The sequence below is a fragment of the Janibacter sp. LM genome (assembly GCF_039631275.1).
Classification (GTDB): Bacteria; Actinomycetota; Actinomycetes; order Actinomycetales; family Dermatophilaceae; genus Janibacter; species Janibacter terrae.
Genome location: NZ_JBDIVG010000001.1, coordinates 325,015 through 348,033 on the forward strand (window position 1 = coordinate 325,015; position 23,019 = coordinate 348,033).

At 72.3% G+C, this 23,019-nt stretch carries 22 protein-coding genes; 21 read left to right on the top strand and 1 reads right to left on the bottom strand.

Annotated features, from left to right (window positions below; genetic code table 11):
- The first annotated feature begins 89 nt into the window (after nt 1-89).
- From mraZ to ABC138_RS01605, 21 genes are all read left to right on the top strand, one after another.
- The gene (gene mraZ / locus ABC138_RS01505) at nt 90-521 is read left to right on the top strand and encodes a division/cell wall cluster transcriptional repressor MraZ (protein ID WP_068324960.1); all 432 of its coding nucleotides are present in this window, start codon (nt 90-92) and stop codon (nt 519-521) included.
- 198 nt (nt 522-719) lie between these two features.
- Nucleotides 720-1,667 (top strand): 16S rRNA (cytosine(1402)-N(4))-methyltransferase RsmH, encoded by a 948-nt coding sequence (rsmH, locus tag ABC138_RS01510; protein ID WP_068325476.1) that lies wholly within the window; start codon nt 720-722, stop codon nt 1,665-1,667.
- Nucleotides 1,664-2,140: a hypothetical protein gene (locus ABC138_RS01515; RefSeq protein ID WP_068324959.1), complete on the top strand. Its 477-nt coding sequence runs from the start codon at nt 1,664-1,666 to the stop codon at nt 2,138-2,140. The genes rsmH and ABC138_RS01515 overlap by 4 nt, the downstream gene beginning before the upstream one ends.
- 61 nt (nt 2,141-2,201) lie before the next feature.
- Nucleotides 2,202-4,223: a penicillin-binding protein 2 gene (locus tag ABC138_RS01520; protein WP_345912519.1), complete on the top strand. Its 2,022-nt coding sequence runs from the start codon at nt 2,202-2,204 to the stop codon at nt 4,221-4,223.
- Between the two features lie 11 nt (nt 4,224-4,234).
- The gene (locus ABC138_RS01525; RefSeq protein WP_345912520.1) at nt 4,235-5,776 is read left to right on the top strand and encodes a UDP-N-acetylmuramoyl-L-alanyl-D-glutamate--2,6-diaminopimelate ligase; all 1,542 of its coding nucleotides are present in this window, start codon (nt 4,235-4,237) and stop codon (nt 5,774-5,776) included.
- A complete protein-coding gene (gene murF / locus ABC138_RS01530) occupies nt 5,773-7,176 on the top strand; it encodes a UDP-N-acetylmuramoyl-tripeptide--D-alanyl-D-alanine ligase (RefSeq protein WP_345912522.1) in 1,404 nt (467 codons plus the stop codon). Before ABC138_RS01525 ends, murF begins: the two co-directional genes overlap by 4 nt.
- Entirely contained in the window at nt 7,173-8,255 is a 1,083-nt protein-coding gene (gene mraY, locus ABC138_RS01535; protein WP_345912523.1) for a phospho-N-acetylmuramoyl-pentapeptide-transferase, read from the top strand. The genes murF and mraY overlap by 4 nt, the downstream gene beginning before the upstream one ends.
- Nucleotides 8,252-9,745, top strand: coding sequence for a UDP-N-acetylmuramoyl-L-alanine--D-glutamate ligase (gene murD, locus ABC138_RS01540; RefSeq protein WP_345912524.1), 1,494 nt, complete (start codon nt 8,252-8,254; stop codon nt 9,743-9,745). The genes mraY and murD overlap by 4 nt, the downstream gene beginning before the upstream one ends.
- Before the next feature lie 4 nt (nt 9,746-9,749).
- The gene (gene ftsW / locus ABC138_RS01545; RefSeq protein ID WP_068324953.1) at nt 9,750-11,030 is read left to right on the top strand and encodes a putative lipid II flippase FtsW; all 1,281 of its coding nucleotides are present in this window, start codon (nt 9,750-9,752) and stop codon (nt 11,028-11,030) included.
- Nucleotides 11,027-12,139 (top strand): undecaprenyldiphospho-muramoylpentapeptide beta-N-acetylglucosaminyltransferase, encoded by a 1,113-nt coding sequence (murG, locus tag ABC138_RS01550; protein WP_345912526.1) that lies wholly within the window; start codon nt 11,027-11,029, stop codon nt 12,137-12,139. Before ftsW ends, murG begins: the two co-directional genes overlap by 4 nt.
- Before the next feature lie 7 nt (nt 12,140-12,146).
- Nucleotides 12,147-13,586 (top strand): UDP-N-acetylmuramate--L-alanine ligase, encoded by a 1,440-nt coding sequence (murC, locus tag ABC138_RS01555; protein WP_345912585.1) that lies wholly within the window; start codon nt 12,147-12,149, stop codon nt 13,584-13,586.
- Entirely contained in the window at nt 13,586-14,326 is a 741-nt protein-coding gene (locus ABC138_RS01560; protein WP_345912527.1) for a cell division protein FtsQ/DivIB, read from the top strand. Before murC ends, ABC138_RS01560 begins: the two co-directional genes overlap by 1 nt.
- A gap of 151 nt (nt 14,327-14,477) precedes the next feature.
- On the top strand, nt 14,478-15,764 hold the full coding sequence (gene ftsZ, locus ABC138_RS01565; protein ID WP_068324950.1) for a cell division protein FtsZ: 1,287 nt from the start codon (nt 14,478-14,480) through the stop codon (nt 15,762-15,764).
- Between the two features lie 14 nt (nt 15,765-15,778).
- Nucleotides 15,779-16,510 (top strand): polyphenol oxidase family protein, encoded by a 732-nt coding sequence (locus tag ABC138_RS01570; protein WP_345912528.1) that lies wholly within the window; start codon nt 15,779-15,781, stop codon nt 16,508-16,510.
- Complete coding sequence (locus ABC138_RS01575) at nt 16,507-17,208, top strand: YggS family pyridoxal phosphate-dependent enzyme (protein ID WP_345912529.1); 702 nt, start codon at nt 16,507-16,509, stop codon at nt 17,206-17,208. Before ABC138_RS01570 ends, ABC138_RS01575 begins: the two co-directional genes overlap by 4 nt.
- A 46-nt stretch (nt 17,209-17,254) precedes the next feature.
- Nucleotides 17,255-17,728 carry a cell division protein SepF gene (gene sepF, locus ABC138_RS01580; RefSeq protein WP_068324947.1) on the top strand — a complete coding sequence of 158 codons (474 nt, stop codon included), beginning with the start codon at nt 17,255-17,257 and terminating at the stop codon, nt 17,726-17,728.
- A gap of 42 nt (nt 17,729-17,770) precedes the next feature.
- On the top strand, nt 17,771-18,046 hold the full coding sequence (locus ABC138_RS01585) for a YggT family protein (protein ID WP_068324946.1): 276 nt from the start codon (nt 17,771-17,773) through the stop codon (nt 18,044-18,046).
- 72 nt (nt 18,047-18,118) lie between these two features.
- Nucleotides 18,119-19,207 carry a DivIVA domain-containing protein gene (locus tag ABC138_RS01590; protein WP_068422121.1) on the top strand — a complete coding sequence of 363 codons (1,089 nt, stop codon included), beginning with the start codon at nt 18,119-18,121 and terminating at the stop codon, nt 19,205-19,207.
- A gap of 217 nt (nt 19,208-19,424) precedes the next feature.
- Nucleotides 19,425-19,925 (top strand): TraR/DksA C4-type zinc finger protein, encoded by a 501-nt coding sequence (locus tag ABC138_RS01595; RefSeq protein WP_068324944.1) that lies wholly within the window; start codon nt 19,425-19,427, stop codon nt 19,923-19,925.
- Nucleotides 19,898-20,479 carry a signal peptidase II gene (gene lspA / locus ABC138_RS01600; RefSeq protein WP_169701898.1) on the top strand — a complete coding sequence of 194 codons (582 nt, stop codon included), beginning with the start codon at nt 19,898-19,900 and terminating at the stop codon, nt 20,477-20,479. The genes ABC138_RS01595 and lspA overlap by 28 nt, the downstream gene beginning before the upstream one ends.
- The gene (locus ABC138_RS01605) at nt 20,472-21,407 is read left to right on the top strand and encodes an RluA family pseudouridine synthase (RefSeq protein WP_068324942.1); all 936 of its coding nucleotides are present in this window, start codon (nt 20,472-20,474) and stop codon (nt 21,405-21,407) included. Before lspA ends, ABC138_RS01605 begins: the two co-directional genes overlap by 8 nt.
- A 10-nt stretch (nt 21,408-21,417) precedes the next feature.
- Here ABC138_RS01605 and ABC138_RS01610 read toward each other — a convergent pair whose 3' ends face one another.
- Entirely contained in the window at nt 21,418-22,944 is a 1,527-nt protein-coding gene (locus tag ABC138_RS01610; RefSeq protein ID WP_255218282.1) for an AMP-binding protein, read from the bottom strand.
- Between the last annotated feature and the right edge of the window lie 75 nt (nt 22,945-23,019).

The following is a 23,019-nucleotide window of genomic DNA, read 5'->3' on the forward strand; positions in this document are numbered from 1 at the left end:
GGGTGTGTTTTCGGTCCCAGTGGAGTAAAGTGGTGGAACAAGGAAGGGCAGGGAGCCATGAGGGTCGACACGAAGGGGAGGTGGCCGCGTTGTTTCTCGGTACCCACACCCCGAAGCTCGACGACAAGGGCCGGCTCTTCCTCCCGGCGAAGTTCCGCGACAAGCTCGCCGGCGGTCTCGTCATGACCCGTGGCCAGGAGCGGTGCCTCTACGTCTTCCCGATGGACGAGTTCACGAAGATCACGCAGAAGTTCCAAGAGGCGCCCACCTCCAGCAAGGCCGCGCGGGACTACATGCGCGTCTTCCTCTCCGGCGCCAGCGACGAGATCCCCGACAAGCAGGGCCGCGTCACCGTGCCGGCCGCGCTGCGCCAGTACGCCGGCCTCGACCGCGACTGCACGGTCATCGGCACCGGGTCCCGCGTCGAGGTCTGGGACACCGCCGCGTGGAACGACTACCTCGCCAGCACCGAGCAGGCCTTCGCCGACCAGTCCGAGGAAGTGATCCCCGGACTCATGTGACGCAGCTGCCACCCGGCCTCCAGCCGTGACGGCGCCGACCCGACTTCCCCCGGGCCGGAACGTCCCGGATGGGGACCAGGTGGCAGCAGCACACCGGACCGGGGACCACCCACCACCCACCACCAGCACGAAGGGAGCACCGTGGAGCACCCCGGCACCGAGCCCGACCGCGACGCGGCCTCCCGCCACGTCCCCGTCATGCTCGACGAGGTCCTCGAGCTCCTCGCGCCCGCGCTCTCGCAGCCGGGCGCGATCCACGTCGACGGCACCCTCGGCATGGGCGGCCACGCGGAGGCGGTCCTGCAGGCCGACCCGCAGGTGCGCCTCATCGGCATCGACCGCGACCCGCAGGCGCTGCGCCTCGCGGGGGAGCGGCTCGCGCGGTTCGGTGAGCGGGCCACGCTCGTGCACGCGGTCAACGACGAGATCGGCGAGGTGCTCGACGACCTCGGGATCGGAGGCGTCACCTCGGCCTTCTTCGACCTCGGGGTCTCCTCGCTCCAGCTGGACGAGACCGAGCGCGGCTTCGCATACGCGCACGACGCACCGCTCGACATGCGGATGGACCCGACGACCGGCATCACCGCGGCCGAGGTGCTCAACACGTACGACGCGCGGGAGCTGTCGCGGGTGCTCTCCGAGTTCGGCGAGGAGCGCTTCGCCCGCAAGATCGCCGGGGCGATCGTCCGGGAGCGGGAGGCCGCTCCCTTCGACCGGTCCGGACGGCTCGTCGAGCTGCTCCGCGCGACGATCCCCATGGCCTCGCAGCGCGGCGGCGGGCACCCGGCCAAGCGGACCTTCCAGGCGCTGCGCATCGAGGTCAACCAGGAGCTCGCCGGCTGGGCCGCGGCGCTGCCGGTCGCCCTCGAGCGGCTCGCGGTCGGCGGTCGCCTCGTCGTCCTGTCCTTCCACTCCCTCGAGGACCGGATCACCAAGCGCGGGCTCGCGGCCGGAGCCACCTCGAGCGCACCCGCCGACCTGCCGATCGAGCCGCCCGAGCACGCGCCCGAGCTGCGCCTGCTGACGCGCGGCGCGCTCACCCCCGGCGAGCAGGAGCTCGCCACCAACCCCCGCTCCGCCTCGGTCCGCCTGCGCGGCGCCGAGCGCATCAGACCTCCACGCCGACCGAAAGGCACCCACAGATGAGCCAGTCGTCCGTCGCCACGACCGTCGCGCGCCGCGCGCCCGCCCGCCGCGAGCGCGCCTCCCTCCACGTCGTCACCCCGGCCGACCGGGCCGGGTCGCCGTGGTTCCCCGTCGCCTGCGTCGCCCTGCTCCTCGCCGGGCTCGGCGCGGTCCTCGGCCTCAACACGCTCATGGCGCAGGACTCCTTCGAGGTGTCCGCCATGGAGGCCCGCTCCGCCGCGCTCGCCGACACCGAGGACTCCCTCGCGCAGACGGTCAACGACCGCTCGGCGCCCCAGCGCCTCGCGACCCGCGCCGGTGAGCTCGGGATGGTGCCGGCCGGCAGCGCCGCCTTCATCGACCCCGACAAGGGGCAGATCCTCGGCGTGGCGTCGGTCGCCAAGAAGCCCGACGGTTTTACCGTGGACGCAGCGGCGACGGTGACCGCGGACGAGCGCTCGAAGGAGACGGTCTCCGCACCGACCAGTCGCTGACCGGGTCGTCGCTGACCGCACGACCGCACGCACGACCGCACGACGAGGAGAGGGGCCAGAGGTGAGCCGACGCCGACCCCCGGCCCAGCGTCCCCCCGCGAAGAAGACGGTCGCGAAGAAGACCGCCGCCAAGCAGACGGCTGCCAAGAAGACGGCGACGAGGCGACCGGCGAGCTCCCCGGCCCGGCGCCCCGGTTCCACCCCGCCCCCGCGTCCACCCCGCCCCCCGCGCGCTCCACGCCCTTCGTCCGCGGCAGCGGTCCCGCCCGGCGGCAACCCGCGCGCCCGCATGCGCGCTCTCACCCTCGGCACCCTCGTCGTACTCAGCCTCTTCGCGGCCCAGCTGCTGCGCATCCAGGGCTTCGACTCCGATGCCGTCGCGGCCGACGCCCTGCGTCAGCGCACCCAGACCGAGGCGATCCCCGCGCACCGCGGCACGATCTACGACGCCAACGACACCGTCCTCGCGCAGAGCCAGGAGCGACGCACGGTCATCGTCGACCAGACGGCCGTGCCCGAGTACGAGAAGAGGGTCGACGGCTCGCTCACCACCGTCGGCGTCCAGGGTGCGGCCGAGGACCTCGCCGGGCCCCTCGGCAGCGACGTCGCCGAGCTCACGCCCAAGCTCACCGGTGACCTGCGCTACCGGGTGCTCGCCAAGAACATCTCGCCGCTCGCCTGGCGCAAGATCAACGCCCTGGGCATCCCCGGCATCTACTCCGAGCGCTCCTCGCAGCGGACCTACCCGCAGTCGACGACGGTCGCCTCGCTCGTCGGGTTCGTCCAGCCGCAGGACCAGACGGCCGGCGGCGGCCTCGAGCTGCAGCTCGACGACCTGCTCAGGGGCACGCCCGGCCAGTCGACCTACGAGATCGCCCAGGACGGCTCCCGCCTGCCCAACGCCTCCGACGAGGTCAGCTCGGCCACGTCCGGCAAGGACGTGCGGCTGACGATCGACAACGACGTGCAGTGGTACGCGCAGAACGCGCTGGCGGACAAGGTCAAGGAGACCAACGCCCTCTCCGGCACCGTCGTCGTGCAGCGCGTCGACTCCGGCGAGCTCGTCGCGCTGGCGTCGTACCCGACCTTCGACCCCAACAACATCGGTGACGGCAAGGGCGTCTACTCCAACCTCGCCTTCAGCGACGTCTTCGAGCCCGGGTCGACCTCCAAGATCATCACCGTCGCGGCGGGGCTCGAGGAGGGCGAGATCACCCCGGAGACGCCGATGATCCTGCCGTACTCGCTCGAGCGCGGTAACCGGACGCTGAGCGACAGCCATCCCCACCCCGACGAGTACCGCACGGTCGCCGGCGCCCTCGCCGAGTCGAGCAACACCGGGACGATGCTCATCGGCGAGACGATGTCGCCGAGGACGCTCGAGGAGTACCTGCGCAAGTTCGGGTACGGGCGCACGAGCGGCTCCGGGTTCCCCGGGGAGTCCGCCGGCCTCCTGCCCAAGGCCGAGACGTGGAACGGCTCGCAGCGCTACACGATCACCTACGGCCAGGGCGTCTCGACGACCGCCGTGCAGGTGACCAACGTCTTCCAGGCCATCGCCAACGACGGCGTGCGGATCAACCCCACCTTCGTCAAGGAGGTCGGTGACGGGCAGGGCGGCTGGGACCCCGCCCCCGCCGGCAAGCGCACCCGCGCGGTCTCGGAGAAGACCGCTGACCAGGTCTCGCGGATGCTCGAGGGCGTGGTCTCCGACCAGGGCACCGCCCCCCAGGCGAAGATCAAGGGCTACCGCGTCGCGGGCAAGACCGGCACCGCCGACCGCTACGACTCCCAGGTCGGCGGGTACTCGGGCAAGACCGCGAGCTTCATCGGGTTCGCGCCCGCCGACGACCCCCAGCTCGTCGTCTCGGTGATCCTCCAGCGCCCGATCAAGGGGTACTACGGCGGCGTCGTGGCCGCCCCGGTCTTCAAGGACGTCATGACCTACGCCCTGCAGAAGGAGCAGGTCCCCCCGACGCCCCAGGACGCCAAGGCACCCAAGGTGCGCACCACGCTGGCCAAGAAGCCGAGCGCCGACACCCCGGGCCTGCTGCGCGACCGTGGTGCACCGAGCGGCGGGTAGGGTCGCAGACCGTGTCTTTCCCTCGCCCCGCGCGGGTCACCCCGCTGAGCCTGCACGCAGTCGCCGACGTCATCGGTGACCGCGTGGCCCGCCCTGCCCACGGGGACATGGGCACTCTCGTCACCGGGGTCTCCCTCGACACCGCCACCGTGCGGCCGGGCGACCTGTGGGCGGCCCTGCCGGGGGCCCGCGCGCACGGCGCCGACTTCGTCGACCGGGCGGTCGCGGCGGGGGCGGTCGCCGTCCTCACCGACCCCGACGGCGTGGCGCGCATCCAGGCGAAGGGGGTCGACATGCCCGTCCTCGAGACGGCCCGGCCCCGCGAGGTCCTCGGCCGGGTCGCCGCGGCGGTCTACGAGAGCGCGCAGCGTCGACCCACGATGTACGGCATCACCGGCACCAACGGCAAGACGACGACGGCCTACCTCGCGGTCTCCGCGCTCGAGGTCCTCGGCCGCACGACCGGGCTCATCGGGACCATCGAGACCCGCGTGGGCCAGGAGCGGATCACGTCCGTGCGCACCACGCCGGAGACGACGGACCTGCACGCGCTGCTCGCGGTCATGGGGGAGCGGGGCGTCGACGACTGCGTCATGGAGGTCTCGAGCCACGCGCTGACCCTCCGCCGCGTCGACGAGGTCGTCTACGATGTCGCGGTCTTCACCAACCTCAGCCAGGACCACCTCGACTTCCACGGGACGATGGAGGAGTACTTCCTGGCCAAGGCCGGCCTCTTCACGCCCGCCCGCTCACGGCACGGGGTCATCTGCATCGACGACGAGTGGGGGCAGCGCCTGGCCGGCATCGCCGCGGTCCCCGTCACGACCGTCACCTCCCGCCTGGACGTCGAGGCCGACTGGGTCGTCGGTGGGGACCCACGCCAGCCGCAGATGACGCTCACGGGGCCCGTCGGTGAGCTGCACCTGGAGTCCGCGCTGCCGGGGGACTTCAACCGCGTCAACACCGCCATGGCGGCGATCGCGATGATCACCGCCGGGCTCGAGCCCCACGACGTCGCCCGCGCCGTCCTCACCCGTCCCGAGGTGCCCGGCCGGATGGAGATCGTCGTCCCCGCCACGGAGCGCGAGGACCTGCCGCTCGCGGTCGTCGACTTCGCGCACACCCCCGACGCCGTGGGGGCCGCCCTGGCCGCCCTGCGTCCGCAGACCAACGGCCAGCTCGTCGTCGTCCTCGGCGCCGGCGGCAGCCGTGACCCGGGCAAGCGTCCCGGCATGGGGGCGGCCGCGGCCGCGCACGCCGACGTCGTCATCGTCACCGACGACAACCCCCGGGACGAGGACCCCGCCCTCATCCGGGAGGCCGTCGCCGCCGGCGTGTGGCCGCGCGCCCGCGCCCGCCTCGAGGTCATCGAGGGGCGGGTCGCCGCGATCCGGCGGGCCGTCGAGATCGCCCACGAGTCGGGTCCCGGCGCCACCGTCGCCGTCCTCGGCAAGGGGCACGAGCAGGGCCAGGAGGTCCGCGGCGAGGTCCGCGACCACGACGACCGGTCGGTCCTGCGGGCCGCCCTCGAGAGCCGGAGCGCCACCGGATGATCCCCATGACCCTGGGCGCCGTCGCCGACACCACCGGCGGGCGCCTCCACGGATGCGCGCCCGAGGCGGCCCGCACCCTCATCGTCGACGGCCCCGTCGTCACCGACTCGCGCGAGGCCGGTCCCGGCAGCCTCTACGTCGCGCGGGTGGGCGAGAGCGCCGACGGGCACGACTTCGTGGCCGGTGCCGCCGAGCGCGGCGCGGTCGCGGCGCTCACGACCCGGGAGGTGGCCGGCCTGCCGTGCGTCGTCGTGCAGGACGAGCAGGCGGCCTTCGTCGCCCTCGCCCGGCACATCGTCGACTCCCGCCCCGACCTCACGGTCATCGGGATCACCGGCTCCTCGGGCAAGACGAGCACCAAGGACCTCCTCGGGAGCGTCCTGGCCGCCGACGGCGAGACCATCGCGCCGGTCGGCTCCTACAACTCCGAGGTCGGCGTGCCCCTCACGGTCTGCCGGATCACCCCGAGCACCCGCCACCTCGTCGTCGAGATGGGCGCCCGGGGGATCGGTCACGTGGAGTACCTCACCCGCATCGCTCCGCCGCGCATCGGCATCGTCCTCAACGTCGGCCACGCGCACGTCGGCGAGTTCGGCTCCGTCGAGGCGATCGCGCAGGCGAAGGGAGAGCTGCCCGCCTCCCTTCCCGACGACGGCGTCGCGGTGCTCAACGCCGACGACCCCCTCGTCGCGGCGATGGCCTCGCGGACCTCGGCCCGGGTCGTCCTCGTCGGCGAGTCCGAGCAGGCCGAGGTCCGGGCCACCGACGTCACCGTCGACGACACCGGAGCGGCCTCGTTCACCGTCACCGCCCCCTTCGGCACCGCCCGCGTGGAGCTCGCGCTCGTCGGGCGCCACCACGTCGGCAACGCGCTGGCCGTCATCGCCGCCGCGCACGCCGCCGGGATGACGCTCGAGCAGATCGTGCCCGCGCTGGCGGCCGCCCGGCCGCTGAGCCGCTGGCGCATGGAGGTGACCCGTCGCGAGGACGGGGTCGTCGTCGTCAACGACGCCTACAACGCCAACCCCGACTCGATGGCCGCCGCGCTCGGCAGCCTGGCCACCATGGCGACGACCGGGCGCCGGTGGGCCGTGCTCGGCGCGATGCTCGAGCTCGGCGAGGCCTCCGACGAGCTGCACGCGCGCGTCGGTCGTGAGGCCGCCGCCCTCGGCATCGACGAGATCCTCGTCGTCGGCGCATCCGCTGCTGCGATCGCGACCGGCGCGGAGGACAATGCTGACCGGGACATCCGCGTGCGGGTCGTGCCCGACGCCGGCGCCGCGGAGGCGGTGCTGGCCGAGGAGCTCGTCGCGCCCGACGTCGTCCTCTTCAAATCGAGTCGAGATGCCGGGCTACGGTGGCTCGGAGACCGGATCGTCCAGAGGGAGGCCCGCACGTGAAGGCGGTGGTGATCGCTTCTGTCGTGTCACTCGTCGTCGCCCTCCTGGGGACGCCGATGTTCATCAAGTACCTCGTCAAGCAGGGGTACGGCCAGTTCATCCGGGACGACGGTCCGACGTCGCACCACACCAAGCGCGGCACGCCGACGATGGGTGGCGCCATCATCATCCTGGCGACCGTCGCGGCGTACGCCGTCGCGCACCTCGCCGTGTGGGAGTCCCCGACGGCCAGCGGCGTCCTCGTGCTCTACCTCATGGTGGGCCTGGGCGCCGTCGGCTTCGCCGACGACTACATCAAGATCAGCAAGCAGCGCAGCCTCGGGCTGAAGTCGCGGGAGAAGCTGCTCGGCCAGACCTTCGTCGGCGTCTCCTTCGCCGTGCTCGCCATGCAGTTCCCCAACGAGGCCAAGCGGTACCCGGCGTCCGAGCACATCTCCTTCGTGCGCGACACCAACCTCGACCTGTACTTCGCCGGACCGATCATCGGGCTGATCCTGTTCATCCTGTGGAGCAACCTGATGATCGCCGGTACCTCCAACGGCGTGAACCTCACCGACGGGCTCGACGGCCTCGCGACCGGCTCCTCCGTCATGGTCTTCGCGGCCTACGTCGTCATCTCCATCTGGCAGTTCAACCAGAACTGCCAGGTCGACCCCGTGAGCAAGTGCTACGACGTGCGCGACCCGCTCGACCTCGCGGTCGTCGCCGCCGCCGCGACGGGAGCCTGCTTCGGCTTCCTGTGGTGGAACGCCTCGCCGGCCAAGATCTTCATGGGGGACACCGGCTCGCTCGCCCTCGGCGGCGCCCTCGCCGGGCTGGCGATCCTCTCGCGCACCCAGCTGCTCATCATCATCCTCGGCGGTCTCTTCGTCACGATCACCCTCTCGGTGATCATCCAGGTCGCCTCCTTCAAGTCCACCGGCAAGCGTGTCTTCCGGATGGCGCCGCTGCAGCACCACTTCGAGCTGCTCGGCTGGCAGGAGGTCACGATCGTCATCCGCTTCTGGATCATCGCGGGCCTCTTCGTGGCCATCGGCCTGGCGATCTTCTACGCCGAGTGGGTCGTGGGGGCACCGTGACCGCTGGTCGTGCCGAGCGGCTGGCGACGCTGACCTGCGCCGAGGTCGACTGGGCCGGGCTGCGCGTGCTCGTCACCGGGCTCGGCGTCTCCGGGTTCGCCGCCGCCGACGCGTTGCTCCAGCACGGCGCGCACGTGCGGGTCGTCGACGGCACGGCGCCCGTCGAGGGCACGCCCATGGGGCAGCGCGCGCAGATCCTCGAGGTCCTGGACGCCGAGCTGCACCTCGGCGAGGGCGCCGAGCAGTCCTTGCCCGTCCCTGCGGACGAGATCGACCTCGTCGTCACCTCACCGGGGTGGCCGCCGCACCAGCCGCTCCTCGCGGCGGCGGCGGCAGCCGGCATCCCGATCTGGGGCGACGTCGAGCTGGCGTGGCGCATGCGTCCGCGCGAAGGGGGAGCCCCCTGGCTGCTCGTCACCGGCACCAACGGCAAGACGACGACCGTGCAGATGCTCACCTCGATGCTGCGGGCTGCCGGCCTGCGCGCCGCGAGCGCCGGCAACGTCGGTACGCCCGTCCTCGACCTCGTGCAGGACCCGCAGCCCTACGACGTCATCGCCGTCGAGCTGTCGAGCTTCCAGCTGCACTGGAGCGACTCCCTGCGTCCGCAGGCCGCGGCGTGCCTCAACATCGCGCCGGACCACCTCGACTGGCACGGGTCGCTCGAGGAGTACACGCGGGCCAAGGGCAAGGTCTACGCCAACGCCGAGGTCGCCTGCGTCTACAACGAGCAGGACCCGGTCACCCGACGGCTCGTCGAGGAGGCCGACGTCGTCGAAGGCTGCCGGGCCATCGGGTTCACCCTCGGCACCCCCGGCCCGTCGATGCTCGGGCTCGTCGAGGACGTCCTCGCCGACCGGGCCTTCGTCGAGGACCGGGCCACCTCCGCCGCCGAGCTCGGCAGCCTCGCCGACGTGCAGGGGGACGCCCCGAGCGTCGCGCCGCACCTCGTCGCCAACGCCCTGGCCGCCGCCGCGCTGGCCCGCGCCCACGGCGTCCCGGCCGTCGCCGTGCGCGACGGGCTGCGCCGGTGGCGACCCGAGCCGCACCGCATCGCGCACGTGGCGACGGCCGGCGGGGTCCACTGGGTCGACGACTCCAAGGCGACCAACCCGCACGCCGCCCGGGCCAGCCTGACCTCGTACGAGCGGGTGGTCTGGGTCGCCGGCGGACTGCTCAAGGGGGCCGACGTCGACGAGCTCGTCGCCGCCGCGGCCGATCGGCTGCGGGCCGTCGTGCTCATCGGTCGCGACCGCGACCAGATCGCCGAGGCGCTCGCCCGACACGCGCCGGATGTCCCGGTGATCGACATCGCCGCGGCCGACACTGGGGCGATGGACCTCGTGGTCCGGCACGCGGGAGAGCTCGCGCAGCCCGGCGACGTGGTGCTGCTGGCTCCGGCGGCCGCGTCCATGGACATGTTCGACAACTACGGAGCACGCGGCGACGCCTTCGCCGCGGCGGTGGACCGGTACCTGCAGGGAGAGTGAGCGCGTGAGCAGCAGTGCAGCGACCGGACGCGGTCGCGCCGGCACGCGCGCGACCCGCACCACCTGGCTCGACCAGTGGGCCGCGCGCTTCGAGTCGCCCATGACGACCTACTACCTCGTGCTCGGGGTCGTCGGCGTCCTCGTCGGCATCGGCCTGGTCATGGTCCTGTCGGCCTCCATGATCATCTCGCTGAAGGAGAACGACTCCTCCTTCACGATCTTCCTCAAGCAGTTCGTCTTCGCGGTGATCGGCGGCGCGGCCCTGTGGTGGGCCTCGCGCCGCAGCGTCCTCTTCTGGAAGCGAACCGCGCTGCCCGCCGCGCTCGTGTCGGTCGTGCTCCTCGGCCTCGTGCTCACCCCGCTCGGCTTCGGCTTCCAGGGCAACCGCAACTGGATCGGTGTCGGCTCGCTGTCGATCCAGCCGAGCGAGGTCGCCAAGATCGGTCTCGTCCTCGCCGGCGCGCTGGTCCTGGAACGCAAGCGCGCGCTGCTCGGCTCGATCAAGCACGCGCTCGTCCCCTTCGTCCTGCCGGGCGCACTGGTGGTCGTCGGGCTCGTCATGGCGGGGCACGACATGGGCACCGCGATGGTGATCTGCGCGATCGTCATCGGCATGCTCTTCACCGCGGGCGTGCGCAAGCGCTGGTTCGCGGCCGGTCTGGGCGTCGCGCTCGGTCTCGGCGCGCTGGCCGCCCAGATCGGCAACAACCGGATGGAGCGCATCCAGATCTGGCTCGACCCCTCGCAGTGCGCGCCCGGGACCGATCTCTTCTACGGCATCTGCCGGCAGTCGGTCCACGGCCGCTACGCCCTCGCCGACGGTGGCTGGCTGGGCGTGAGCCTCGGCGCCAGCCGCGAGAAGTGGGGCTGGCTCTCCGAGCCGTACAACGACTTCATCTTCGCGATCATCGGCGAGGAGCTCGGGCTGCTCGGCACCCTGACGGTGCTCGCCCTGTTCGCGGCCTTCGCCCTGGCCGCGCTGCGGCTCGTGACCCGCACCGACGACTTCTTCGTCCGCATCGCCACGGCCGGCATCTGCACGTGGGTGCTCACCCAGGCGATCATCAACATCGGCGCCGTCACCGGGATGCTCCCGGTCATCGGTGTCCCGCTGCCCTTCGTCTCCTCCGGTGGCTCGTCGCTCGTCACGACGATGCTCGCCGTCGGCATCCTGCTCAGCTTCGCGCGGAGCGAGCCCGGATGCTCTGAGATGATCGCGGCGAAGCCGTCCCGGGCGCGCGCCCTGCTCGCCCGGATCCCGAGCAGGAGGACCTCGCAGCGATGACTCCCACCCGCCCCTCACGCATCCTGCTGGCGGGAGGTGGCACGGCGGGTCACGTCTCCCCGCTGCTCGCCCTCGCCGACTGCCTGCGCCGCCGCGACCCCGGGGTGCAGATCCTCGCCCTCGGGACGAGCGAGGGCCTGGAGGCGCGGCTCGTGCCCGAGCGCGGGTACGAGTTCACGACGATCCCCAAGGTGCCGCTGCCCCGCAGGCCCTCCGGCGACCTCGTCCGCCTGCCGGTCAACCTGCGGCGCGCCGTCGCCGCCGCCGGCAAGGCCATCGAGCGGGTCGACGCCCAGGTCGTCGTCGGCTTCGGCGGGTACGTCTCGACACCCGCCTACCTGGCCGCGCGCAAGGCCGGCATCCCGATCGTCATCCACGAGCAGAACGCCCGCGCCGGTGTCGCCAACAAGGTCGGCGCCCGGTTCACCGACCACATCGCCATGACCTTCCCCGGGACGAAGCTCCCGGGTGGCCGGGTCATCGGCATGCCGCTGCGGCCGGAGATCGTCACCCTCGACCGGGCCGCGGTCCGCCCCGAGGCACGCGCGGGACTCGGGCTGCGCGACGACCTGCCCGTCCTCCTCGTCACCGGCGGCTCGCTCGGCGCGAAGCGGCTCAACGACGCCTTCGGGGCGAGCGTGGCCACGCTGCGCGACGCCGGGGTGCAGGTCCTCCATGCGACGGGTGCCGGCAAGGACTTCGTCGCCATGGGCGGGGACGAGACGGTGCCGTACGTCGTGCTGCCCTACGTCGACCGGATGGACCTCGCCTACGCCGCGGCCGACGCCGTCGTGTGCCGCGCCGGGGCCAACACCGTCTGCGAGCTGACCGCCGTCGGCCTGCCGGCCGTCTACGTGCCCCTGCCGATCGGCAACGGCGAGCAGCGGCTCAACGCCGCCGGCGTCGTCGCCGCCGGCGGTGGCCTGCTCGTCGAGGACGCCGACGTCGACCCCGCCTGGATCGAGCGTGAGGTCGTGCCGCTGCTGCGTGACGCCGACCGGCTCACGGCGATGTCCGCCGCGGCGGCGTCCGTGGGGCACCGCGACGCCGACGAGACCCTGGCCGACATGGTCACCGCGGCGTGGGAGCAGGGCGGCAGCCGTGGCTGAGCTGCCCATGGTCCCGCGCAACGCACGCTTCGACGTCCTGGCCCCGACCGTCCCGCTCGCCGACCTCGGCGTCGTCCACGTGCTGGCCGCCGGCGGCGCCGGCATGTCCGCTATCGTGCGCCTGCTGCTCGATGCGGACGTCGAGGTCCGGGGGAGCGATGCCCACGACTCGCCGCTGCTGGAGCGGCTGCGCGAGCGCGGCGCGAGGATCTGGGTGGGCCACGACCCCGCCCACCTCGACGGCGCCGACACCGTCGTCGTGTCCTCGGCGATCCGTGAGGACAACCCCGAGCTCGCGGCCGCGCGGGAGCGCGGGCTGCGGGTGCTGCACCGCAGCCAGGCCCTCGCCTCCGCGATGGGTGAGCAGATCCGGGTGGCCGTCGCCGGCGCCAACGGAAAGACGACGACGAGCTCGATGCTCACCGTCGCGCTGCTCGAGGCCGGGCAGCAACCCTCGTTCGCGCTCGGCGGCGAGCTGTCCACGCAGGGCGTCAACGCCGCGCTCGGCGAGGGGCGGTCCTTCGTGGCCGAGGCCGACGAGTCGGACGGCTCCTTCCTCGCCTACCGGCCCGACGTCGCCGTCGTGACCAATGTCCAGCCCGACCACCTCGACTTCTACGGGGACTACGCCACGGTCGAGGCGGCCTACCTCGAGTTCGCCGGCACCGTGACCACGGGTGGGCTGCTCGTCGCGTGCGCGGACGACCCCGGGTCGCAGCGCCTCGCCGAGCGTGCCGAGGTCGCCGGTGTGCGCGTCCTGCGGTACGGCTTCTCCGAGGGGGCGCAGGTGCGCCTCGTCGACCCCGTGCTCGACGGGACGAGCGCCACGGTGACCCTCGAGGACGGCGCCGAAAGGCATCGGCTGGCGATCACGGTCCCCGGTCGCCACAACCTGCTCAACGCCGCCGCCGCGTACACCGCGGCCGTCCACGGCCTGCTCGTGCACCCGGCCGCCGTGCTCGAGGGGCTCGCGGCCTACGGGGGCACCCGACGTCGCTTCGAGACGAAGGGGGAGGCCCGCGGCGTCACCGTCGTCGACGACTACGCGCACAACCCCGGCAAGGTCGAGGCCGTGGTGCGCACCGCCAAGGAGATCGCCGGCGGGCACCGGCTCTTCGTAGTCTTCCAGCCCCACCTGTACTCGCGCACGCGCGACTTCGCGCAGGGCTTCGCCGACGGGCTCGCCCCTGCCGACGAGGTGCTGCTCCTCGACGTCTACGGGGCGCGCGAGGACCCGCTCGAGGGCGTCGGCTCGCACCTCATCGCCGACCCGCTCGTCGCGGCCGGTCGCTCGGCCCGGGTCGTGAGCGAGGCGGACGCGGTCGGGTCGATCGCCTCGAGCGCCGAGCCCGGCGACCTCGTGCTCACGGTCGGGGCCGGTGACGTCACGCACGTGGGTCCGAGGATCCTGCGGGCCCTCGCCGCCTCGGTCGGTGACGGGACCTGATGACCCGGGGGAGCGGGACGCGGGAGGCGACCGAGCAGCGCTTCGCCGAGCGGGCGGCCCAGGCCCGGGGGCAGCGGCTGCGCCGCTGGCTCGTCGTCATGCTGTGCATCGCGGTCGTGCTGGGCCTGGGGTGGCTCTTCGGCTTCTCGGCGTTGCTCGGGACTAAGCGGGTCGAGGTGACTGGCGCCGACCCGGCCGACCGTCCGCGCATCGAGGCGATCGCCGAGACCGAGATCGGGACCCCGCTGGCCCGCGTGGACGCCGACGCCCTGTCCAGCACGATCACCGACGACGTCGCCGGTGCCGCGCACGCCGACGTGGAGCGGGGCTGGCCGCACACCCTGAAGGTCAACGTGACGTCGAGGGTTCCGGCGCTGGCGGTCCGTCGGAACGGCGGCTACCGGCTCCTCGATCTCGAGGGCGTGGAGATCCGCACCGTCTCGTCCCCGCCAAAGGGGGTGCCCGCGGTGACCGCCGAGGGCCAGGAGGGCGTCTCCGGCCACGGGGTGCGGGCCGCCCAGGGGATGCTGGCCGCGCTGCCGCAGGCACTGCGCTCCAGGGTCAAGGACGTCACCGTGGACTCGGCCGACCAGATCACCTTCCGGCTCGGGGGCACGGAGGTCGTCTGGGGTGACGGGAGCGACCCCGAGCTCAAGGTCAAGGTGATCCCGATACTCCTGCAGAAGAAGCCCGACGTCATCGACGTGTCCGCCCCCGAGACGCCGGTCACGAGGGGATAGTCTTGCGACACGCTGGCGCGAGCGTTTGCCCCGGCGGCCCGCGGGACATACCGTCATCCGCACACCGAGCGTGACCAAACTGTAACCCTGAAGTTCACCTTGAGCCTTCAGGCGGTGAGGCACCACCGAGCAGCAGCAACAGGAGTCCCCCGTGGCATCAGCCCAGAACTATCTGGCCGTTATCAAGGTCGTCGGCATCGGCGGCGGTGGCGTCAACGCCATCAACCGGATGATCGAGGTCGGCCTCAAGGGTGTCGAGTTCATCGCGATCAACACCGACGCCCAGGCGCTGCTGATGTCCGACGCGGACGTCAAGCTCGACGTGGGCCGCGAGCTCACCCGCGGCCTCGGTGCCGGCGCGGACCCCGAGGTCGGCAAGCGGGCCGCCGAGGACCACGCGGAGGAGATCGAGGAGGTCCTCAAGGGGGCCGACATGGTCTTCGTCACCGCGGGCGAGGGTGGCGGCACGGGCACCGGCGGTGCCCCCGTCGTCGCCAAGATCGCCAAGGGCCTGGGTGCGCTCACCATCGGTGTCGTGACGCGTCCGTTCACCTTCGAGGGGCGTCGGCGCGCCAACCAGGCCGAGTCCGGCATCGGTGCGCTGCGCGACGAGGTCGACACCCTCATCGTCATCCCCAACGACCGGCTGCTCTCGATCAGTGACCGCGCGGTCAGCATGCTCGACGCCTTCCGCAGCGCGGACCAGGTGCTCCTCTCCGGTGTCCAGGGCATCACGGACCTCATCACCACGCCGGGCCTGATCAACCTCGACTTCGCCGACGTCAAGTCGGTCATGCAGGGTGCCGGCTCGGCACTCATGGGCATCGGCTCCGCCCGCGGCGAGGACCGCGCCGTCCAGGCCGCGGAGCTGGCGATCTCCTCGCCCCTGCTCGAGGCGAGCATCGACGGTGCGCACGGTGTGCTCCTGTCGATCCAGGGTGGCAGCGACCTCGGTCTCTTCGAGATCAACGAGGCCGCCCGCCTCGTCCAGGAGGCCGCGCACCCCGAGGCCAACATCATCTTCGGTGCGGTCATCGACGACGCCCTCGGCGACGAGGTGCGAGTGACGGTCATCGCGGCCGGCTTCGACGGTGGGTCCCCGACGCAGCGCCCGGACGACCGGGCCCTCGGCCAGGTCCAGTCCGGCGGACAGGGGCGACCGGCCCCGGCTCAGCAGGCCCCCGCGCAGCAGCAGCGCCCGGCCCAGCCGCAGCAGGGTCGTCCCCAGCAGGTCCCGGCCCAGCAGGTTCCGGCGCAGGCCCAGCCGCAGCAGGTCCCGGCCCAGCAGCAGGCGCCCGCCCAGCAGCAGGCGCCCGCCCCGGCGCAGCCCCAGCCGGTCCCCGCGCAGGCCCCGGCTCAGGCCGCGCCGGCGACGCCTCCGCGGCAGGTGACCTTCGACGACGGTGACGACCTGGACGTCCCCGACTTCCTGAAGTGACCTGACCGGACCCAGTGTTTGCCTGGAGAGACGACACCGCCGGACTCGTGCGGGCGTTCACCGATCGGCACGGGGGGCGCAGTGTCGCCCCCTTCGCCGGTCTCAACCTCGGCGCCCACGTCGGCGACGACGCCGCAGCGGTCGCGGGCAACAGGGCCCTCGTCGAGGAGGCCACCGGTCTGCGGACCGTCTGGGCGGACCAGGTGCACGGCGCCGACGTCATCCACGTGACCCCGGAGCTGCTCGCGGCGGACCGCTCCGGGACCGGTGCGGTCGGGACCGGTGACGCGATGGTCAGCGCCGTGCCCGGCGTCGCCCTCGGCGTGCTCGTGGCCGACTGCACCCCCGTCCTCGTCCACGACGCCGCGGGTCCGCTCGTCGGGGTCGCCCACGCGGGCCGCCCGGGCATGGTGGCCGGGGTCGCGCTCCGCCTCGTCGAGGCGATGCGCGACCTCGGCGCCACCGACCTGCTCGCGACCGTCGGCCCGTCGGTCTGCGGTCGCTGCTACGAGGTCCCCGACGAGATGCGCGCGGACGCGGCACAGGTCGCGCCCGTCTCCGCCGCGATCACGTGGACCGGCACGCCCGCCATCGACGTCGCGAGCGGCGTCGTCGACCAGCTGCGCCGAGCCGATGTGCCCGTCGAGTGGGTCCCCGGGTGCGCGCGCGAGGACCAGGCGCTCTACTCCTACCGGCGCGACGGACGGACCGGGCGCTTCGCCGGGATCATCGGGAGGACGGCATGAGCGGGCGAAGGGAGGAGCTCGCCGCCAACCTCGAGCGCGTCGAGGAGCGCATCGCCCGCGCGTGCGAGGCGGCCGGCCGGCCGCGCGAGGACGTCCGGCTCATCGTCGTGACGAAGTTCTTCCCCCGCAGCGACCTCGACCTGCTCGCCGACCTCGGCGTGACGGACATCGGCGAGAACCGGGAGCAGGAGGCCGCGGCCAAGCTCGCTGAGGGTGGCACTCCCGAGGGCGTGCGCACCCACTTCATCGGCCAGCTGCAGTCGAAGAAGGCCGGTGCCGTCGCCCGCTGGGCCGACGTCGTCCAGTCCGTCGACCGGGCGAAGCTCGTCGGCGCGCTCACCCGCGGCGCCGAGGCGGCCGGGCGCGAGCTGACCGTGCTCATCCAGGTCGACCTCGACGCGGAGCCCGACGGCCACCGCGGGGGAGCGGTCCCCGGCGACGTGCCGGCCCTCGCCGACGAGATCGCGGGGTCCCCCCTTCGTCTCGCGGGCCTCATGGCGGTCGCGCCGCTCGGCGAGGACCCCGACCCCGCCTTCGCCCGCCTCGCGGAGCTGTCCGCGCGCCTGCGGGTCGACCACCCGGACGCCGACTGGATCTCCGCCGGCATGAGCGGTGACCTGGAGTCCGCGGTCCGCCACGGTGCGACACACCTGCGTGTCGGGACGGCAATCCTCGGAGATCGGACGTCCCACCGGTAACTTCGGTGACACCGAAGGCAACAGGTGTGTGACGAAGGATGAGGACATGACGGCACTGCGCAACGCGATGGTCTACCTCGGGCTCGCGGAGGACGACAAGCGCTACGACGAGTACGACGACCAGTACGTCGACGAGTACGAGGCCGGTCACGACCTCGTCGAGGAGGAGCACGCCGCCGAGGTCACGCCGCTGCGCCGTGTCCCGAGCGCTCCTGCCGTCCGCGAGGTGGAGGTCACCGCGATGAACCGCATCACCACGATCCACCCGAGCACGTACAACGACGCCCGCGCCATCGGCGAGAGTTTCCGCAGCAACACGCCGGTGATCATGAACCTCACCGACATGGACGACTCCGACGCCAAGCGTCTCGTCGACTTCGCCGCCGGCCTGGTCTTCGGTCTGCACGGGTCCATCGAGCGGGTCACCAACAAGGTCTTCCTGCTCTCCCCGGAGCACATCGAGGTCGACGCAGAGGGTGGCGAGCCGGCGCAGCCGCGCGCGCTGTTCAACCAGAGCTGACCCTCCCAGCGGGGCCCCAGACCCCCGACCTAGGCTGGATCCATGTCGATCGTCCGCGGCGTGCTGAACCTCGTTCTGTACGTCTACCTCCTCGTCCTCTTCGGGCGCCTCGTCCTCGACTGGATCCAGGTCTTCGCCCGTGAGTGGCGACCCCGTGGCGTGATCCTCCTCGTGGCCGAGGCGATCTACTCGCTCACCGACCCGCCCCTGAGGGCTCTGCGCAAGGTCTTCAAGCCCCTGCGCATCGGCGGTGTCGCCATCGACATCGCCTTCCTCATCCTGATCCTCGCGGTCTACATCCTCCTGGGCATCGTCTAGGCTGAGCGGGATGCCCGTGCGCGCTCCGCGTGACATGGGCGTGCACACTGTCCGATCGCTTACGGAGGAACAATGGCGCTCACGCCCGAGGACGTCCTCAACAAGACCTTCACCCAGACCCAGTTCCGTCGTGGGTACGACGAGCGCGAGGTGGACGACTTCCTCGACGAGGTCGTGGCCGAGATGCGCCGCATGGTCAAGGACTCGGAGGACCTGCGGGCCCGGGCCCAGGACGGGAGCGCTCCCGCAGCCGCTGCCGCCCCGGTCGCCGAGGGGTCCGGCAAGGCCGACGAGGCACTGGCCCGCGAGAACCGCGACCTGCGCGCCCGGCTGGACGACCTGCGCAGCCGGTTCGAGAAGGAGACGGCCGCCCGCGCGGCGGCCGAGAAGCGTGCCACCGAGCTCGAGCGCGCCAAGGGCGACGAGAGCGAGCGGGCCAAGGGCGACGCCTCGGTGAGCCGTGCGCAGCAGGGCGCCGACGAGCGCATCGCGACCGTCACCGCCCGCGCCGAGGAGGCGGAGAAGCGCGCCCAGGAGCGCATCGCCGCCGCCAACGCGGCCGCCGACAAGGCCGAGGCCGAGGCGAAGTCCCGCCAGGACAAGGCTGCCGCCGCCCCGGTGGCCGCCGCTGCCGGGACCGACGGTGGCGCCGGCCAGATGGCCGCTGCCGCCGGTGGCGGCGCCGGTGCCTCCGGGCTCATCGCCCTCGCGCAGCGCCTGCACGACGAGCACGTCGCCGAGGGCCAGAGCCAGCGGGACAAGCTCATCGCCGAGGCGCAGCGCCGCCACGACGAGCTGATCAGCACCGGACAGGGCAAGCACGACGAGCTGCTCTCCACGGGGCAGGCGAAGTACGACGACTTCGTCAAGACCGGTCAGGGCAAGCGCGACCAGTTCATCGGCGAGGGCACGACGCAGCGCGACAAGCTCATCTCGGACGCGCAGACCAAGAGCACCACGATGGTCAGCGAGGCCGAGGCCCAGCGCAAGAAGATCCTCGACGACCTCAACGCGCAGAAGACGCGCATCGAGGGCCAGATCGCGGAGCTGACGACCTACGAGCGTGACTACCGTCGCAAGCTCAAGGACTTCATCAGCAGCCAGCTGAAGGGCCTCGACAGCAGCGCCACCGTGGCGCCGGAAGCCTCCGCCAAGCACTGACCTCAGCCACTCGGTCGCCCCGCGGGCGGCGTCCACCCGATGTCGGGAGGGCGCCGCCCGCGGCGTGTCCCGGACCGGTGCGGCGAGGTCGTCGTCCCGCGGGTCGAGACCGACACCAAGTTGTCACGTGGCGAGTGCGACCGGGCGACGAAAACGTCGTACCCTGCGTTGACTCTGATCCGTGCTCTCGGCCCGGATCCACGATCTGAGGACGGTCATGGCCGCGAAGAAGACCACGACGAAGACCGCCACCGCGGCCGCGACGAAGAAGAGCGCGACGGCCAAGGGGGCCACGAAGAAGACCGCTGCCAAGAACGGCACGGCCACCACGTTCGCCGTCCGCGAGGACGAGAGCCCCTGGACCGCCAAGGAGCTCAAGGAGGTCAGGGCCGAGCTCGACGCCGAGATCGCCCGCCTGACCGCGGAGATCGACACGGCCGAGGCGGGGCTGACCGAGTTCCTCAAGGAGCCGGTCGACGGCGCGGGCGACGACCAGGCCGACGCGGGCGCCAAGTCCTTCGAGCGCGAGCACGAGCTGAGCCTCGTCGCGGGCGCCCGTACGGGCCTGGAGCAGAACCAGCACGCCCTCGACCGGCTCGAGGACGGCACCTACGGGATCTGCGAGTCCTGCGGCAACCCGATCGGCAAGCTTCGACTCCAGGCCTATCCTCGTGCGACCCTGTGCATGACATGCAAGAGTCGACAGGAGCGGCGCTGAGCGCCCCACACACCCCAGACCACGACGACGACACCCCGGCGGCGGGTTCCCGCTCCGGGGTGCTGCGGTGGTACGCCGTCGCGGCCGTCGTCACCCTCGTCCTCGACCAGGCCACCAAGGTCTGGGCGCTCGACGCCCTGACCGACGGGAGGGTGGTCCCCGTGCTCGGTGACCTCCTCTCCCTTCGCGTCATCCGCAACTCGGGCGCCGCGTTCTCCATCGGCGACGACATGACGTGGGTCATGACGATCATCGCCGTCGCGGTGACCGCGGCGATCGTGTGGGTGACCCCGCGCATCCGCTCGACCCACTGGGCCGTCTCGCTCGGGTTGCTGCTCGGCGGGTCCCTCGGCAACCTCTACGACCGGTTCTTCCGTGAGCCGGGCCCGCTGCGCGGGCACGTCATCGACTTCATCGACTACGCCGGGTACTTCGTCGGCAACGTCGCGGACATCGCGATCGTCGGTGGGGCCGGGCTGCTCATCTGGCTCGTCCTCACCAACGTCGGGATCGACGGCTCGCGCCCGAAGCACACGGAGGAGTCCCATGGGTGACACCCGCAACGTCCTCGTCCCCGACGGCCTCGAGGGGGAGCGGGTCGATGCCGCCGTGGCGCGGCTCTTCGGCCTCTCCCGCACCCGGGTCGCCGAGCTCGCCGCCGACGGCCAGGTCCTCGTCGAGGGCGCGACCGTCGTCAAGTCCTCCCGGGTGAGCGCCGGCGACCGCATCGAGATCACCCTGCCCTCGGTCGACGAGAGCCCGGGCGTCGCGATCGTCGCCGAGCCCGTGCCGGGGATGCGGATCATCCACGACGACGACGACATCGTCGTCGTGGACAAGCCGGTCGGCGTCGCAGCCCACCCCAGCGTGGGCTGGAGCGGGCCGACCGTCCTCGGCGGTCTCGCAGCGGCGGGGTACCGGATCACGACGAGCGGGGCGAGCGAGCGCCAGGGCATCGTCTCCCGGCTCGACGTCGGCACGTCCGGCCTCATGGTCGTGTGCAAGAGCGAGTACGCGTACTCCGTGCTCAAGCGCGCCTTCAAGCAGCGCACGGTCGACAAGACCTACCACGCACTCGTCCAGGGCCTGCCGGACCCGCACGTCGGCACGATCGACGCCCCCATCGGCCGGCACCCGAGCGGCGACTACAAGTTCGCCGTCATGGACTCCGGCAAGCACGCGATCACTCACTACGAGCTCATCGAGGCTTTCCGCCACGCCTCGCTGCTCGAGATCAAGCTCGAGACCGGCCGCACGCACCAGATCAGGGTGCACATGGCCGCCCTTCGTCACCCGTGCGTCGGGGACCCGACGTACGGCGCCGACCCGACGCTGAGCGCGAAGCTCGGCCTCGAGCGCCAGTGGCTGCACGCGATGGGCCTGGGCTTCATCCACCCGGGCACCGGCGACTACGTGCACTTCGAGAGCACCTACCCCGACGACCTGCAGACCGCCCTGGACCGGCTCGCCGGCATGCACTGAGGCCGTACGGCTAGTTGACGAGGCGGTCGCGGCCCTCCCAGTACGGGGCGCGGAGCTTGAACTTCTGCAGCTTGCCGGTCGCCGTGCGGGCCAGCTCGTCGCGGAACTCGATGGAGGTCGGCGCCTTGTAGCCGGCCGCCTTGGACTTGCACCACGCGATGAGGTCGGCCTCGGTGGTCGTGGACCCCTCGGTGAGGACGACGAGGGCCTTGATCGTCTCGCCCCACTTGGCGTCCGGGACGCCGATCACGGCGACCTCGGTGACGTCCGGGTGGGAGAAGAGGACGTCCTCGACCTCGATCGAGGAGACGTTCTCCCCGCCGGTGATGATGACGTCCTTCTTGCGGTCGCTGATCGTCACGTAGCCGTCGTCGGTGATCGTGCCGCCGTCACCGGTGTGGAACCACCCGCCGGCGAAGGTGCGCTCCGTCTCCTCCGGGAGGTTCCAGTAGCCCTCCATGACGACATTGCTGCGGGCGAGCACCTCGCCGGTCTCCTCGTCGACCTTCATCCGGCAGCCCAGGGCGGGGGAGCCGGCGCGCACGAGCTTGCCGGCGCGCTCCTGCGCGGACAGGTCGTCCCACTCGGCGCGGGTGCGGTTGATCGTGAGGAGGGGGGAGGTCTCGGTGAGGCCGTAGATCTGGATGAACTCCCAACCCAGCTCCTCCTCGACCCGGGCGATCGTCTGCGTGGGCGGCGGCGCGCCCGCGACGATGATGCGGACCCGGTCACGGCCGGGGACCTCGCCCTGCCACTCCGCGGCCGCGGCCAGCACGGAGTTGACCACTGCCGGGGCCGCGCACATGACGGTGACGCCGTGGCGCTCGACGCGCCGCAGGATCTCCGCGCCGTCGATCTTGCGGATGACGACGTGCTGGGCCCCCACGCCCGTCATGGCGAAGGGCATGCCCCACCCGTTGGCGTGGAACATCGGCAGCGTGTGCAGGTAGACGTCGCGGTCGCTGATGCCCGCGTGCAGGCCGAAGGTCACGGCGTTGGTCCAGATGTTGCGGTGGGTGATCTCCACGCCCTTGGGGCGGGCGGTGGTGCCCGAGGTGTAGTTGATCGTCGCGACCGCCGACTCGTCCGCCTCCCAGGCACGAGGAGTGGCGTCCTCCGTGTCGCCGAAGAGGTGCTCGTCCTCGCCGAGGACGAAGGTGTGCTCCGCCGAGACCTCGTCGACGAGGGAGGTCAGCTCGGGGTCGATGTAGAGGACGCGGGCGCCGGAGTGCTCGACGATGAACCGCACCTCCTCGGGGGCCAGGCGGAAGTTGACGGGCACGAGGACCCGGCCGGAGCCGGAGACCCCGAAGAAGCTCGTCAGGAGGCGCGCCGAGTTGTGGCTCACCACGGCGACCCGGTCGCCGACCTCGATGCCGAGCGAGTCCAGGTGGGCCGCCTGGGCGAGGGCGAGCCGGCGCATCCGCGCGTAGGTCACGTCCTCCAGGGGCGCAGCCGGCTGGTCGGGCTCGTCGACGACGGCGATGCGCTCGCCGTAGACCGCGGCGGCGCGGTCGATGAAGTCGTTGACGGACATGGGGACGAACATCCCGGGGCCTCCTGTGAGGTGGTTGACGGCGGTGTCGGTCCCGACGGTAGACCCCCTTCGTCC